This window comes from Vibrio sp. E150_011 (assembly GCF_053544015.1).
This window is the reverse complement of record NZ_JBHFOL010000010.1, coordinates 151,889-166,532: the sequence shown is the minus strand read 5'-3', so window position 1 is coordinate 166,532 and position 14,644 is coordinate 151,889. Positions and strand designations below refer to the sequence as shown.

The 14,644-nt window shown below is 43.5% G+C and carries 11 protein-coding genes and 2 tRNA genes; 8 read left to right on the top strand and 5 right to left on the bottom strand.

The window, feature by feature from the left end; translation table 11 throughout:
- The first annotated feature begins 38 nt into the window (after positions 1-38).
- The 3 genes from ACE1OE_RS16065 (at position 39) to ACE1OE_RS16055 (ending at position 876) form a co-directional block, all read left to right on the top strand.
- Positions 39-115: transfer RNA gene (locus tag ACE1OE_RS16065), tRNA-Asp, on the top strand.
- Positions 116-151: 36 nt separating this feature from the next.
- A tRNA-Trp gene (locus ACE1OE_RS16060) sits at positions 152-228 on the top strand.
- 339 nt (positions 229-567) lie between these two features.
- Positions 568-876, top strand: a complete 309-nt coding sequence (locus ACE1OE_RS16055; RefSeq protein WP_102471074.1) for a hypothetical protein — start codon at positions 568-570, stop codon at positions 874-876.
- 36 nt (positions 877-912) lie between these two features.
- Here the strand turns inward: ACE1OE_RS16055 and ACE1OE_RS16050 are convergent, their stop codons facing one another.
- The 3 genes from ACE1OE_RS16050 to rdgC form a co-directional block, all read right to left on the bottom strand.
- A complete protein-coding gene (locus ACE1OE_RS16050) occupies positions 913-1,167 on the bottom strand; it encodes a YfhL family 4Fe-4S dicluster ferredoxin (RefSeq protein WP_449211624.1) in 255 nt (84 codons plus the stop codon).
- 1 nt (position 1,168) lies between these two features.
- Positions 1,169-2,554 carry a prephenate-dependent tRNA uridine(34) hydroxylase TrhP gene (gene trhP / locus ACE1OE_RS16045; protein ID WP_449211623.1) on the bottom strand — a complete coding sequence of 462 codons (1,386 nt, stop codon included), beginning with the start codon at positions 2,552-2,554 and terminating at the stop codon, positions 1,169-1,171.
- A gap of 137 nt (positions 2,555-2,691) precedes the next feature.
- Positions 2,692-3,600 carry a recombination-associated protein RdgC gene (gene rdgC, locus ACE1OE_RS16040; protein ID WP_372061895.1) on the bottom strand — a complete coding sequence of 303 codons (909 nt, stop codon included), beginning with the start codon at positions 3,598-3,600 and terminating at the stop codon, positions 2,692-2,694.
- A 194-nt stretch (positions 3,601-3,794) separates the two neighbouring features.
- On the opposite strand from rdgC, the gene phoB reads away from it, so the two are divergent.
- From phoB to ACE1OE_RS16025, 3 genes are read left to right on the top strand one after another with little or no spacing between them, the layout of a single operon-like run.
- On the top strand, positions 3,795-4,484 hold the full coding sequence (gene phoB / locus ACE1OE_RS16035) for a phosphate regulon transcriptional regulator PhoB (protein ID WP_042500693.1): 690 nt from the start codon (positions 3,795-3,797) through the stop codon (positions 4,482-4,484).
- Between the two features lie 19 nt (positions 4,485-4,503).
- Positions 4,504-5,802 carry a phosphate regulon sensor histidine kinase PhoR gene (gene phoR, locus ACE1OE_RS16030; protein ID WP_102471070.1) on the top strand — a complete coding sequence of 433 codons (1,299 nt, stop codon included), beginning with the start codon at positions 4,504-4,506 and terminating at the stop codon, positions 5,800-5,802.
- A complete protein-coding gene (locus ACE1OE_RS16025) occupies positions 5,802-6,767 on the top strand; it encodes a PstS family phosphate ABC transporter substrate-binding protein (protein WP_449211622.1) in 966 nt (321 codons plus the stop codon). The genes phoR and ACE1OE_RS16025 overlap by 1 nt, the downstream gene beginning before the upstream one ends.
- Before the next feature lie 64 nt (positions 6,768-6,831).
- Here the strand turns inward: ACE1OE_RS16025 and ppx are convergent, their stop codons facing one another.
- Together ppx and ppk1 are read right to left on the bottom strand one after the other, a co-directional pair.
- Positions 6,832-8,340, bottom strand: a complete 1,509-nt coding sequence (ppx, locus tag ACE1OE_RS16020) for an exopolyphosphatase (protein ID WP_372061893.1) — start codon at positions 8,338-8,340, stop codon at positions 6,832-6,834.
- Positions 8,312-10,426 (bottom strand): polyphosphate kinase 1, encoded by a 2,115-nt coding sequence (gene ppk1, locus ACE1OE_RS16015; RefSeq protein ID WP_372061892.1) that lies wholly within the window; start codon positions 10,424-10,426, stop codon positions 8,312-8,314. The genes ppx and ppk1 overlap by 29 nt, the downstream gene beginning before the upstream one ends.
- Positions 10,427-10,701: 275 nt before the next feature.
- Between ppk1 and ACE1OE_RS16010 the strand changes: the two genes are divergently transcribed.
- Both ACE1OE_RS16010 and pstA read left to right on the top strand, forming a co-directional pair.
- Complete coding sequence (locus tag ACE1OE_RS16010; protein WP_449211621.1) at positions 10,702-12,975, top strand: ABC transporter permease subunit; 2,274 nt, start codon at positions 10,702-10,704, stop codon at positions 12,973-12,975.
- A gap of 20 nt (positions 12,976-12,995) precedes the next feature.
- Positions 12,996-14,642: a phosphate ABC transporter permease PstA gene (pstA, locus tag ACE1OE_RS16005; protein WP_449211620.1), complete on the top strand. Its 1,647-nt coding sequence runs from the start codon at positions 12,996-12,998 to the stop codon at positions 14,640-14,642.
- Positions 14,643-14,644: the final 2 nt, after the last annotated feature.

Sequence of the window (14,644 nt, the reverse complement as noted above, 5' to 3'; positions counted from 1 at the left end):
TAATTTATGGACACTTGCAATAGCGAGTAAGCCACTGCGGAGTGGTAGTTCAGTTGGTTAGAATACCGGCCTGTCACGCCGGGGGTCGCGGGTTCGAGTCCCGTCCACTCCGCCATTTATTTAGACAAAGTTAAGTCTTTAAAACAACTACAGGGGTGTAGCTCCAATTGGCAGAGCAGCGGATTCCAAATCCGCGTGTTGGGAGTTCGAATCTCTCCACCCCTGCCATATTCAAGGCTCTGACTTAGGTCAGGGCCTTTTTTACATCATATAAAAACCTATCCCTTATAAGACTTATTCTACTTTCCACACCTTTATAGGTAAGCGGAATCAAATCATATTTGACCCTTGAAGCTTACTTCCTAATCTATCTCTACAGATACATGTCCGTCTTTATATGAATCAAGCTTCTCTCATATTTGCGACTGGAGAAGTGGCGGTTAGTTGGCTATCTTTATCTGTAATTCAGTGGATTAGTTGTTTTGTCGGTGCTCTTATCTTAGTGGGAACTACTCTACTGCTTTTCTTTGGCGCAAGCCCTTAAAGTTTTAGGTAAGGAATACCGTTATGACAATGATATCAGCACGGCAGTTTTCGAGGTGGTTGAGAGAAAGGTTTGCTTCTGAGAAATCGGGGGTAATTTTAACGCGAGAAGATATTAACCAACTTTCTGGTCGACAAAGTTTCACGCTCGGGTTTATCAATGATATTCATTTTGAATTGATGCAGCATGGCATTGCGTTTGTCACAGACACCAGCCGAGAAAAATTTTATTTAATTCCAATAAACTCAGCTGAAAACTGGCGCAAAAAACTAGAGATACAATATGAGAAAGAGTTGTATTGTAATGTCTTTCCAATAGAAAAATCAGGTTAAAAAAAAGCCTTCGTCTGACGAAGGCTTTTTACTTGTCTAGGCCATGCCTTGAATGACAACAAATTTTTCTAACAATTCATCTTCCGTTTCTATGTGCTTTGGATCGGTGATGATGCAGTTACTTATAGGACAGACCGATTGACATGTCGGTTTATCATAGTGTCCTTTGCATTCCGTACATAGAATAGGATCGATTTCATAGATCTCCGCGCCCATAGCAATAGCATCATTCGGACACTCTGGGTCACACATATCACAGTTAATGCATTTATCTGTAATTAACAGTGCCATGTTATTTGCCTGTTGGGTTGCGGGTATCCTGACCATTATCTAGATTACGCATCAATAAGGCATAATCAAGCTCCATGTCCGCTGGAACTGGAATAAATACGAAGTGGCCATTGCCTTTCGCATCATCGATAGTTTCTGACTTACGGTTTTCCATTGCTTCTAGGGTAAAAATAACGTTGCCGTTAGGTGTCATTAGCTCAAGGCTATCGCCGACAATGAATTTGTTTTTCACGTCTACTTCTGCAAGATCACCACGGCGCTTGCCGGTGAATTCACCAACAAATTGCTGAGCATCAGAAACAGAATATCCATAGTCATAGTTTTGATAAGCATCGTGGGTATGACGACGCAAGAAGCCTTCTGTATAACCACGGTGTGCCAAACTCTCGAGGGTGCTCATCAGAGTTTCATCAAATGGCTTACCTGCTACTGCGTCATCTATTGCTTGGCGATATAGTTGGGCGGTACGAGCACAATAATAGAAGGATTTAGTTCGACCTTCGATTTTAAGCGAATGAACGCCCATTTTTGTCAATCTTTCGACATGTTGAATAGCACGAAGATCTTTTGAGTTCATGATGTAAGTGCCATGCTCATCTTCAAACGCTGCCATTTTTTCATCGGGACGGTGGCTTTCCGAAAGAAGAACAACCTCATCCGTTGGTTTACCAAGTCCGAGGGTGTTATCAGGACGCTCGTCTTGAACTTCGATTGGGTTAGCCGTTTTAGGATCGAACTCTTCTACGATCTGTCCAGCATCATTTTCTTTACCCTTTTCAACATTATATTCCCAACGACAAGCATTAGTGCATGTACCTTGGTTCGGGTCTCTTTTGTTGATGTAACCGGAGAGCAAACAACGACCAGAATACGCCATACAAAGTGCACCATGGACAAACACCTCTAACTCAGTCTCAGGACAATGCTCACGAATCTCTTCAATCTCTTCAAGCGATAGTTCACGAGAAACGATGACACGTTCAACGCCGTTTGCCGCCCAAAATTTCACGGTTGCCCAGTTGACGGCATTTGCTTGAACCGATAGGTGGATGGCCATATCAGGAAATGCTTCGCGGACCATCATAATGAGACCAGGATCAGACATGATTAGTGCATCAGGGCCCATCTCAACAACAGGTTTGAGATCGCGAATAAAGGTTTTTAGCTTTGAGTTATGAGGCTGAATATTGCAGACCACATAAAATTGCTTACCGAGTTCGTGGGCTTCGTTAATGCCAATCTGAAGATTCTCATGATTAAATTCATTATTACGTACACGAAGACTGTAGCGTGGTTGCCCTGCATAAACGGCATCAGCACCATAAGCGAATGCGTAACGCATGTTTTTAAGGCTGCCAGCTGGAGACAAGAGTTCAGGAGTAAACATTGCTTAATTCTCTATTCTGATTATAAGTCAGGGAAGTACCACCTCATGGTACTAAGGGGCGCAAATTTTACGCTAAAATTGTGGGTATTCCAAGCGCAGAAATATGCCCGGAAGAGCCGGGCATTGATTAGAAAGGATTATTGCTGTGGTAAACCGCCAAATGCGTTATACAGACTTGGTAAAAATGCGCTCAGCTCTCCACATAGCAAAGAGAAGTCAGCGTCAATTCGTGCTGCGGCATCTTCTCTTGGGATATCTTCGTTTTGGTCTTTTAGCTCGTCACTAAATTTCAGGCGTTTGATGCTGCCATCGTCAGCAAAGATAAATTCAATACGCTCCTGCCAGTTAAGGGCAAGCTTGGTCACAAATTTATTCGCCTCAATATGACCAAGGATTTCATCACTAGATAGCTCTTGTTTTTTACAGCGAATGATACCGCCGTCTTCAAGTACTGATTTGAGTTCAGCCTCGTCTAGCATATTGAAGCCTGCTGGTGTCGTGCCAGTCTTTACCCATTCAGTCAGCGTGTTTTCAATTGGTTGCTCTGGAAATGCAGGTATGACCGGTAAGCTGCCCATGGTTTTACGTAGCAGTGCGATCACGTCTTCTGCTTTTTTAAAGCTGCTTGAGTCAACGATAATAAAGCCATCTTTTGGCATTATTACCATGTAGGTTAGGTTACTTCGACTAAATGCACGTGGCAGTAAATCAATGATAATGTCTTCTTTAAGATCGTCTTTTTCTTTTTTCTTCAGGGGACGACCTTCCTGCGTTTCTAATAAATCTACCTTGTTGCTCAATGACTCTTTGATCACTGATGCCGGCAACATTTTTTCTTCTTTCTTAGCGCAAAGCAAAATACGGTCTTCAGATACATGAGTCATCATGTCGCCATGTTTACCCAATGCAGTAACCCAGCCAAATTTTTGCTTATCTTGGCTACCACATGGTGTGAAACGAAACTCTTCAAGCTGCTGTTCTAGCTTATCAGCGTTAAACTCAAGTTCCTTATTGAAACGATAGACCAAACAGTTTTTAAACCACATATTACTCTCACATTAATAATTGAACGCTGCACATCATAGGCAATTTTTATGGAAATGTCTTAGCCTAAATATTGATTCTGACAATGGGATTTGTGCGAAACTTATATTAAAAATTGTTTTCAATGGTCACAAAAGTGTCATAATAATTACTGATAATGCATGCAGTTGATTAGATTCCATAAGGTTATTCCATTATGTCTAGAAGAATCCTGGTTGTTGAGGATGAAGCGCCAATTCGCGAAATGTTGTGCTTTGTATTAGAGCAGAAAGGCTACCAAGCCGTAGAAGCTGAAGATTACGACACGGCAGTAAATAAATTGGCTGAACCGTTCCCCGATCTTGTCCTTTTGGATTGGATGCTGCCTGGTGGCTCCGGCATTAACTTTATCAAACATATGAAGCGTGAAGAGTTAACGCGTAATATCCCGGTAGTCATGCTGACAGCTCGAGGTGAAGAAGAAGATAAGGTACGTGGCCTTGAAGTTGGGGCTGATGACTATATTACAAAGCCATTCTCACCGAAAGAGTTGGTGGCTCGATTGAAAGCCGTCATTCGCCGAGTCACACCAACGGCGCTAGAAGATGTTATTGATGTACAAGGTTTAAAATTGGATCCTGTTTCGCACCGCGTAACCGCTAATGATCAACCATTAGATATGGGGCCAACCGAGTTTAAAATGTTGCACTTCTTTATGACCCATCAAGAACGAGTGTATAGCCGAGAGCAGTTATTGAATAACGTTTGGGGTACGAATGTGTATGTAGAAGATCGCACGGTTGATGTTCATATTCGTCGTTTGCGAAAGGCATTAGAGTCAGCTGGACATGATAAGTTGATTCAAACTGTTCGAGGTGCTGGTTATCGTTTTTCAACCAAAGGCTAGCACTGAACTGGAGAAATAAATGGTTGAACGATTAACATGGAAAAAGCTAGCCTGGGAGCTGGCTTTTTTTTACACCCCTTGGATTATTGTCGGGTGGATGTTTGGCTACATGCCATGGTTACTGCTTGCTGCAACGGTGATGCAGCTTGTATGGCATCTACACAACCAAATGCGCCTGTCAGCATGGCTTTGGGACGAGAAGCGCCTGACGCCGCCGTCTGGTACTGGTAATTGGGAGCTGTTATTTAATGGCATTTACCGATTACAGCAACGCCAAAGACGTAAGCGTAAAGAGCTAACGAATCTTATTCGACGTTTTAAAAATGGTGCCGAGTCACTGCCCGATGCTGTCGTTGTATTTCGCAGCGAAGGTAATATTGTGTGGTGTAACAAACTTGCTCAGCACTTACTCGGCTTTCGTTGGCCAGGTGACTCTGGTCAGCCAATTTCGAATTTAATCCGAACGCCAGATTTCATAAAATACCTCAATAAAAACGATTTCTCTGAGCCGTTAGAAATGCCTTCACCCCTGAACGTAGAAAGAATGATTGAATTACGTATCGTGCCTTACACGGAAGGTGAACACTTGATGGTGGTACGTGACGTAAGTCAGTTGAAGCAACTGGAAGGTATGCGTCGTAACTTCTTTGCCAACGTTTCACATGAACTACGTACACCAATGACCGTACTTCAGGGTTATCTGGAAATGACAGAAGACCCTGACATGGTGGTTGGACCTATGTGGACTAAGGCTCATGGGGTCATGACCGAGCAGCTCAATAGGATGAACAGTTTGGTGAATCAGCTGCTCACACTTTCTAAAATTGAGGCAGCACCAATGCATGAGCTTGATGAGGTTGTTAATGTACCCGCCATGCTTGAAATTTTGGAAAAAGAAGCGGTCAGCTTGAGTGGCGATGATCAACATAAGATAGAATTCGATATCGATAACCGTCTGCGAGTGTTTGGTGATGAAGACCAGCTGCGTAGTGCTATTTCTAACCTAGTTTACAATGCCGTGAAGTACACACCACCAGGGGCTGGAGTCAAGGTCCGCTGGTACCAATCCTCTCAAGGGGCATGCTTGGATGTAGAAGACACAGGTGATGGTATTGAAGCCCAACATTTACATCGTTTAACCGAGCGTTTTTATCGAGTGGACAAGGCTCGGTCGAGAGACACTGGAGGCAGTGGCTTAGGGTTAGCGATTGTAAAACATGCCTTGTCTCACCATGACTCTCATTTGGAGATTCATTCAGAGGTTGATGTTGGGAGTAAGTTTTCCTTTATTCTTCCAGAAAGACTGGTTGTTGAGTAATGACTCATCGCTTTTACGCCATTTTAGCATCATGGACGTTGTCAGTTTCACTGGGAGTGGGGGCAACAGATCTTCCTCGTTATCAGAAGATACCAGGTGTATCGGGTAACCTCTCATCAGTGGGATCTGATACGCTCTCAGGAATGACAACATTGTGGTTAGAAGAGTTTAAGACTATCTATCCAAATGTGAATGCACAAATACAAGCATCCGGTTCTTCAACTGCTCCGCCGGCGCTCGCTGAGGGAACGGCACAGTTTGGGCCGATGAGTCGAGCTATGCGACTTCAAGAAGTGACGGCATTCGAGCGTGAGTATGGCTATAAACCCACAGCACTTAGTGTTGCGATCGATGCAATAGGTATCTTCGTTCACAAGGATAATCCGATCAAAGGGCTTAATTTTGAAGAGCTTGATAGTATCTTCTCTGCGACCTTGCGTTGTGGTGCGTTAGAAAGTGTTCAAACTTGGTCAGATTTGGGTGTTGAGAGTAGTTGGAGTCAACGGCCTATACAAATGTTTGGACGTAACTCAGTATCAGGTACCTACGGATTTTTTAAAAAAAATGCTCTGTGCGGAGGTGACTTTAAGCGAAATGTAAATGAGCAACCCGGCTCTGCTTCGGCTGTTCAATCTGTCGCATCTTCAGTGAATACGATTGGTTATTCAGGTATTGGTTACAAAGTGTCTGATGCACGGCTGCTACCGATTGCCAAGTATGGTAAGCAGTATGTCTATCCGCACCGAGAGAACGTTTTATCTGGTGATTACCCATTGTCACGCTATCTTTATATCTACGTTAATAAAAACCCTAATAAACCGCTAGAGCCCATAGAAGAAGCCTATATCCGTTATATCTATTCTCAAGAGGGGCAACAAATTGTCGAGCAAGATGGCTATGTGCCATTAACTCGATCTTTTGTTGAACATGAGCTATCTAAGGTTGGTCTCTCTCTGGCGCAGTAAGCTTCGTTTCAGTTTCGGTGGTGCAAGTCTGGTGATGTCAGTGATGAGTTATTGAAATATAACATCATGAAAACTCTAATACCCAACCGGCACCTTGCCAGTAGCGCTGTTCGGTTTGTAAATCCGCATCAAGTAACTTGTTATGGAGAAGCCAATCTTTCTGAGTACTTGAGAGTATCCAAGCGCCTTTATTGATGACAATTTGCATGGGAGGCTTAGGCTCTTCATTGCGTTGACCATTTAAAATTATGGCTAACCTTAGTACCCGAATTAACCCTTCAATATGCTTCTTTTTATATAAAGAAAACTCAGGGAGTTCTTGTAACTTAAGTTGCTTTCTTTGAAAGCGAGCGAGTGTTGCGAGCACAAGTTGCTCTTCACTGTTGAATCCAGGCATAGTGGTATGTTGAAGAATATAGCTTGAATGCTTATGAAAGGCTTGGTAGTTGATACTCAGCCCTACCTCGTGAAGTAGCGCGCTCCATTCGATTAGGCTATAGAGCTTACTTTTCTTTTTTAGTTCCAGAGAATCGTGTAATTGGTAGAGAAAGTCACGAGCTTGAACTCGGACATTGTCTGCATGATTGATGTCGACAGAGTGTTTTTGAGCCAGGTTTTCGGCGGTTCTCATTCTAATGTCTGAACGCTGAAACTGATCTTCCATCTCATACAACAACCCTTCACGGAGTGCACCCGTTGAGCAATGCATTTCATCTAAAGATAGGCTATCAAAAATGGCGGCTAAGATCGCGACACCAGCAGCAAAAACAGGCTGTCGTTCAACCGTCAAGCCGGGGAAGGTAATGTTGTCGATATGGTTAAACTCACAAAGCTTATCAATGAGTTTGTGTAAACGTTTAAGGGTGATGACGCCATCATCATAACCCAGCCCCACAAGTACTTCTTTAATTGCTTTTATCGTACCTGATGAACCTAATGCGATCTCCCACCCTGACTTTCTGTAGCGAGGGCTCAACGCTTCCAGCCGTTGCTGAGCGGACAGGATAGCCTTGGAAAAGTTCTTAGTGGATAGCTTACCATTCGCGAAGTATTTTTTTGTATAACTGACACACCCCATTTGGGTACTATTGAGTAATTTAGGTGTGAACGCTTCGCCTATAATGAGTTCTGTGCTGCCACCACCGATATCTACCACAAGCTTGGAACTTGATTCTGTTTGCGTATGAGCAACGCCAGAATAAATGAGCCTTGCTTCTTCTTCGCCTGGAATGATCTCGATAGGAAACGGCAGGATCGCTTTAGCGCGTTGCAAAAATATGTGGGCATTATTGGCGATACGTAATGTATGTGTCGCTGCAATCCGGACGTGGCCGACCTCAAAACCCTGCAATCTTTCTGCGAACATGGCGAGGCACTCAAGGCCTCGTTCAATCGACGCGTTATCCAAATTATTTTGCGCGTCTAGCCCGAGCGCTAAGCGCACCCTTTGCTTATGTCGACTAACGATTTGCAAGTCTTGATTGATGACTTTAGCGACGACCATATGAAAGCTATTGGAGCCTAAATCAATGGCCGCGACCTGTTTACTGATTTCCGTTATGTTCTGACTCATTCTCTAATCGCTGCTTATTGTTCTTTTTAGTTTGCTTCTCTACGTGTTTAAGATAGTCGTAAATAGCAACTTGTGAACGCACTTTTTTCTTATTGCCCCGTGAAACGTAAGCGTTACTCATTTCTTTATCGATGTGGCGTGCTTTCATTGTGTCTGTGAAATGGATATTGATAATATCAATGATTCGCTGTTTTAAACGTGTGTCGTAAATCGGTGTGGCAACCTCAATTCGATGGTCAATATTTCGAGTCATCCAGTCGGCAGAGGATATATAGACCTTAGGATCGCCATTGTTGTGGGTAATGATAACTCTTGGATGTTCCAAAAAACGATCGACAATACTAATTATAGTGATGTTATCGCTGATCCCTTCTAGTCCTGGTACTAACGCACACATGCCACGAACAATCATATTGATTTTCACCCCCGCCTGGCTTGCGGTATAAAGCCTATTGACCAGCCCTTTATCAGCAAGGTTATTCACTTTCAAGGTGAGCTTGGCTTTATTTCCCGCATGAGCGTGACTGATTTCTTCATCGATGAGTTGATAAAGTTGTTTACGAGAATTGCGAGGAGAGACAATTAAATGGTCAAATTTTACGGGTCTATACGGGTTTTCTATATAACCAAAGACATTACGGACTTCATTGGTAATGGCATGATCGGCAGTAAGTAACGAGAAGTCAGTGTAGAAACGAGCATTTTTTTCGTGAAAATTGCCTGTACCAACATGGGCGTAGCGGACGATCTCCCCGTGTTCGAGTCGGCTAATAAGCAATAGTTTCGAGTGGATTTTGAGGCCTGGAGCGCCAAAAATTACCTGGACGCCATTGTCAGTGAGTACTTTCGACCATTCAATATTGGCTTCTTCATCAAAGCGTGCTTGCAGTTCAACCACGACGGTCACAGCCTTACCATTGTGTCGTGCATCGATGAGAGAGTTCATTAATCTAGAATCTTTTGCGACTCGATAGATATTAATCTTAATACCACGGACTTTAGGGTCGTAAGAGGCTTGGCGAACGAGCTCGGTAACGTGTTCAAATGAATGATATGGGAAATTTAATAGAATATCTTGTGCACGTATAGCATCAAACTGATTGGCGTAGCCATCAAAATCGGCGCAACGCATTGGAGGTAATGGTTTGTTTTCTAAGTAATCGCGGCCTACGTTTGGAAAATTGATGAAATCTTTAAAGTTATGGTAACGCCCACCCCGAATCAAACTGTCATAGTTTGAAATGCCGAGCTTGTTACACAATAAGGTGAGCATGCTTTCGGGCATACCATCTTCATATACAAATCGAACGGGCATTGCGCTTAGGCGTTGGTTGACCCCTTCCGACATTTGTTCGAGCAAACTATGTTCAACCTCATGACTCAGGTCATATTCCGCGTCACGTGTCATTTTGATTGAATAGCCATTGAGTGAATCGTAATCAAAAAAACCTCGAAAGACGTCGTCTAAGCAATATCGAATGATGTTATCGAGTAAAATAATGGTCTTGCGTCGCTCTCCCTTTTGTTCCGGTACCATAACAAAGCGGGGGAGGTGGTCCGTTGGAATCTCGAGTAATGCGTATTGAGACGTCTCTTCTTTTTTTATATCTACACCGATATAGGCGTATTCATCTTTTAAAAATTGCAGAACGTCGATATCATCTTTGAGAAGCAATGGCGTTAAATGAGGGAGTACTTTCTTCTGGAAGTACTTCTGAATCCATTTTTTCTGGGTGTCGGTGAGTTGCGTTTCATTGACCAAAAAAATGCGTCGGCGCGCCATTTCCAAAATGAGTTCATTGTAGAGCTCATCAAATCTAAGGTTTAGCTTGAGAACCTTGCTCTGCATTTTTGAAAGCAGCCGCTTGGATTTATCACCATTACCACTTTCTTGGTTTATTAAAATTCGACGTTTAACGTCTGAAAATCGAACCTTGTAGAATTCATCTAGGTTGTTAGAGAAGATCCCGAGAAATCGGATCCTTTCGATCAGAGGAACGGTTTTATCCGCAGCTTCCTGAAGTACCCGCTCATTGAAAGACAACCAGCTAAGTTCTTTTTCTACATAGAATTTTTCTGCGCTCATATAATCAACCATTCTTAATACCCTATTGATGAACAGGGGGGATAACGAAATCTAGCCGTGAACCATAGTGGTCTTACATGACACTTTTATTTAATTTCTAATACAGCGTACTACATTTTATGATTTTCAGTACGTTAGAGGCTGTGTAATATAATTGTCACCTAAACGACATATTATGTTGAGGCATTTCGTGCAAGCTTGTATTTTATCCCATAATCTAAGTGGGACAGCTCCCCTTACAACCTCAAACATCATCAAGAGATAGAATGTAAATTATGGCAAACGCCAGCTTTTCATTGCACACTAAAGATCGTAAACGTCAGATTCAGGATCGGCTCGTTCGTTGGATCGTCTCATTCGGTGGCCTCAGTGTGCTTGCTGGATTGATCTTTATCTTTGTCTACCTTGCCTTTGTTACCTTCCCCATTTTTTCTGATGCTAAGATCACTTGGTTAAAGGCTGAGCCGATTGAACTTACCGCCCCTATTATAACAACCGTTGTTGATGATAATGCGACTAAAGCTCGGTTTTATACGTCTGACGGAATTGTCACAGAAAAATCGTTAGTATCAGGACAAGTGACGCAATCGCAGTACCTCCAAGATGGAGCGGAATTATTAAGCTCGTCATCCAAATGGTTAATACTGCTTCGTAATGGCAATCAATTGGCCGCTGTAACGCCGAGCTTTGACATTGAAATCGCGAGCAATCAGGTTGTAGCGTCAGACAACAACAGATTGAATTGGATTGTCGCGTCGACGGATGGGCAGCCCGTCGTGATTGCTGCAGCGGCGAAGAATCAAAAGACGATGTCCTTTGCGACGATAGATGCACTGGGTCATGTGCATCTAATCCAAGAAACAGAGAGCTCGAATGATGACTTGATGAGCCGATTGTCCGATCACGTTGAGAAAGACCATATTCAAACATTAAGTGCTCAACGTACGACAAGTATTTCGGATGATAATACGCCAATAGCAGGGGCTAACATCACGACGTCAAACTTCACTATAAACGATGCCGATCAATTGTTGCTGACCCCCAATGGCAACACGATATACGTCCGCGTTAAAGATGAATTGTATGTCATTGTTCATCAATCAAATCAACTGACCGTCAGAGAAGTGATTAACCTAAGAAGTGCTAACGAAGCGGCAGTGACGGACATATCGTTGCTAGCTGGGGCCTATTCATTGCTTGTTCAATACGATAATCACATGGTTTGGCAGTGGTTTGATGTATTAACGAATAAAACAAGGGTATTGACGCCGATTCGTTCGTTTGAATTTGATGCTTCGGTTGAACAAATTATACCCGAGAACCTTAGTAAAGGCTTTTTAGCTCGCTTGGATACTGGTGAGATCCAAGGGCGTTATACCACCAGTGAAAAAGCGGTCTCTGATCTTCGACTACCCGATGGCACATTACAAAGCATCGGCTTATCGAATAATAATCGCTATGCCGCGTTGGTCATCGATAATGTCCTTCATATCGCTAAAATAGATAATGAACATCCGGAGATATCCTGGAGTGCGCTGTGGGGCAAGGTTTGGTATGAAAGCTACCCAGAACCTGAGTTTGTTTGGCAGACAACGGCAGCAAATGATGATTTTGAGCCTAAATTCAGCTTAGTTCCTATTGCGTTTGGCACGATAAAAGCCGCGGCGTTTGCTATGTTGTTTGCTGCACCTATTGCCGTATTTGGTGCTATTTATACTGCTTACTTTATGTCTTCGGGAATGCGTAAAGTCGTCAAACCGACCATTGAATTGATGGAAGCTTTACCTACGGTGATTATTGGCTTTTTGGCCGGGATGTGGTTTGCTCCTATCGTCGAAAGTCATTTACCTGCAGTGATGATGTTGCTTATCACGCTACCGCTCTTATCGTTAGCTTCTGGAATCGTCTGGTACCTTATTCCCAAGCGTTTTACCGGGAAGCTACCCAGTGGATTGCACCCGTTTACGCTGATCCCTGTGATTATCATTGCCATGTACTTAATGATGACGTACTCCTACGATATGGAGGTATGGATGTTTGGTGGTGATGTTAGGGTGTATCTGGCGCAACACGGCATTGATTTTGACCAACGCAATGCGCTGGTGGTTGGCTTTGCAATGGGCTTTGCTGTGATACCAACAATCTTCACTATTGCAGAGGACGCTATTTTCTCAGTGCCTAAGCACTTGTGCGATGGTTCATTGGCATTAGGGGCAACACAGTGGCAAACCCTATTATATGTGGTTTTGCTGACAGCAAGTCCAGGGATTTTCTCCGCGGTAATGATGGGGTTAGGTCGAGCGGTGGGGGAAACGATGATTGTGCTTATGGCAACAGGTAATACCCCGATACTTGATTGGAATATTTTTGAAGGCATGAGAACCCTTTCTGCCACAATGGCGGTGGAGTTACCCGAATCAGAAGTGAACAGTACTCATTATCGCCTATTGTTCTTGATTGCTTTGATTTTGTTTAGTTTTACTTTTGTTGTTAATTCATTAGCTGAGTGGGTACGACAAAGGTTAAGAGAGAAATACAGTGCACTTTGACGTTGTTAAGGAAGCTCACCATGTTTAAATGGTTTAAGTCTGGAGCGCCTTGGGTTTGGTTGACCGGTGGTGCGGTCAGTATTAGCTTGATTTCTGTCTTAGGCTTGTTGCTTCTGATTGGTTGGAAAGGGTTAGCTTATTTTTGGCCTGCTCCTTTGTACCAGTGGCAAGATGCCGACGGTAAATATCTTATTGGGCAAGTGTATTCCAGAACCTGGATGTCGACTCATACTATTCCCAATGCTTCATCGGTATTACCTGAGTCGGTTATCGCATCAGGTAAGGTTGAGCGGTTGAGTATTAAAACCGCCAATCGTGATTTGTATGGGATGGACTTTGTATCGGTTTTAGAGCCAGAGCTTTATAACCAAACCACCCCTGCAGGGCTTGTTGTTATCGAACGGACGAGAGGTGGAGACTTCTTTGGTGATATTCTCGCGCTCAATACGCCTGACGGTGCGTTTGTTAAGGATATTCATCTGCGATTGGATGAGGCCTTAGCGCTGACGCAGCAAACACAGCAAGCGATTGATGATATTGTGGATCGAAAAATACGCGGTCTGGGCTATCAACTTGAAGTGATGAGGTTAAAGCATCGCAAGGAACAGCTGAACGGCACATTAACTGCAGCATTATCGGAAAAGTATCGACAACAAAAGCGTATTATTCAGCAACAACTGGCAATCAATGAACTTGAGCTAGATGAGCTAAGAAACACCCTCAATAGCAAGACACTTATCGTCGCGGACATGAAGGGCGACCGAGTAGAGGTTCCCCTCAGCCGTATTGTGGATTTTTGGTTCCCTAATGATATGACGCTTGCTGAAAAACTCACACATTGGAGTGGTCAAGTTTGGAAGTTTTTGTCAGACGACCCGCGTGAATCTAACTCTGAAGGTGGTGTTTTTCCCGCTATCTTCGGTACGGTATTGTTGGTATTAATTATGTCGGTGATGGTGATGCCGCTAGGGGTGCTCGTTGCGCTGTATTTGCACGAATACGCTGAAAATAATTGGCTAACCCGTATGATACGTGTCGGCGTTATTAACCTTGCTGGCGTCCCCTCCATTGTGTATGGCGTATTTGGACTTGGCTTCTTTGTGTACACTATTGGTGGCTCGATAGACTCATTGTTTTATGCTGAGCGACTACCGGCTCCTACCTTCGGAACGCCAGGTTTACTTTGGTCAGCATTAACATTAGCTATTTTGACGTTACCCGTTGTGATCGTAACGACAGAAGAAGGCCTGAATCGTATTCCACTCTCAGCAAGGCATGGTTCTTTGGCGTTAGGTGCCACGCAATTCGAAACAATATGGCGGATAGTCTTACCAATGGCGAGCCCTGCTATTATCACCGGGCTCATCTTGGCGGTAGCGAGGGCGGCGGGTGAAGTGGCACCTTTGATGCTTGTTGGCGTGGTGAAATTTGCCTCTAGCCTGCCTGTTGATGCCCAATTTCCTTTTTTACATCTAGAGCGAAAGTTCATGCATCTAGGTTTTCATATATACGATGTTGGTTTCCAAACCTCTAATATAGAGGCCGCTCGCCCATTGGTTTATGCGACGTCATTTTTGTTGGTGACAGTGGTGGTCGGTTTGAACTTAACCGCGATTGCTATTCGCAATAATCTAAGAGAAAAATATCGAACATTGGGACAAGACTAACT

Excerpts from the sequence above, each read along its gene's own strand:
- ACE1OE_RS16055 (WP_102471074.1), top strand. The coding sequence starts at position 568 with ATGACAATGATATCAGCACGGCAGTTTTCGAGGTGGTTGAGAGAAAGG.
- ACE1OE_RS16050 (WP_449211624.1), bottom strand. The coding sequence starts at position 1,167 with ATGGCACTGTTAATTACAGATAAATGCATTAACTGTGATATGTGTGAC.
- trhP (WP_449211623.1), bottom strand. The coding sequence starts at position 2,554 with ATGTTTACTCCTGAACTCTTGTCTCCAGCTGGCAGCCTTAAAAACATG.
- rdgC (WP_372061895.1), bottom strand. The coding sequence starts at position 3,600 with ATGTGGTTTAAAAACTGTTTGGTCTATCGTTTCAATAAGGAACTTGAG.
- phoB (WP_042500693.1), top strand. The coding sequence starts at position 3,795 with ATGTCTAGAAGAATCCTGGTTGTTGAGGATGAAGCGCCAATTCGCGAA.
- phoR (WP_102471070.1), top strand. The coding sequence starts at position 4,504 with ATGGTTGAACGATTAACATGGAAAAAGCTAGCCTGGGAGCTGGCTTTT.
- ACE1OE_RS16025 (WP_449211622.1), top strand. The coding sequence starts at position 5,802 with ATGACTCATCGCTTTTACGCCATTTTAGCATCATGGACGTTGTCAGTT.
- ppx (WP_372061893.1), bottom strand. The coding sequence starts at position 8,340 with ATGAGTCAGAACATAACGGAAATCAGTAAACAGGTCGCGGCCATTGAT.
- ppk1 (WP_372061892.1), bottom strand. The coding sequence starts at position 10,426 with ATGAGCGCAGAAAAATTCTATGTAGAAAAAGAACTTAGCTGGTTGTCT.
- ACE1OE_RS16010 (WP_449211621.1), top strand. The coding sequence starts at position 10,702 with ATGGCAAACGCCAGCTTTTCATTGCACACTAAAGATCGTAAACGTCAG.
- pstA (WP_449211620.1), top strand. The coding sequence starts at position 12,996 with ATGTTTAAATGGTTTAAGTCTGGAGCGCCTTGGGTTTGGTTGACCGGT.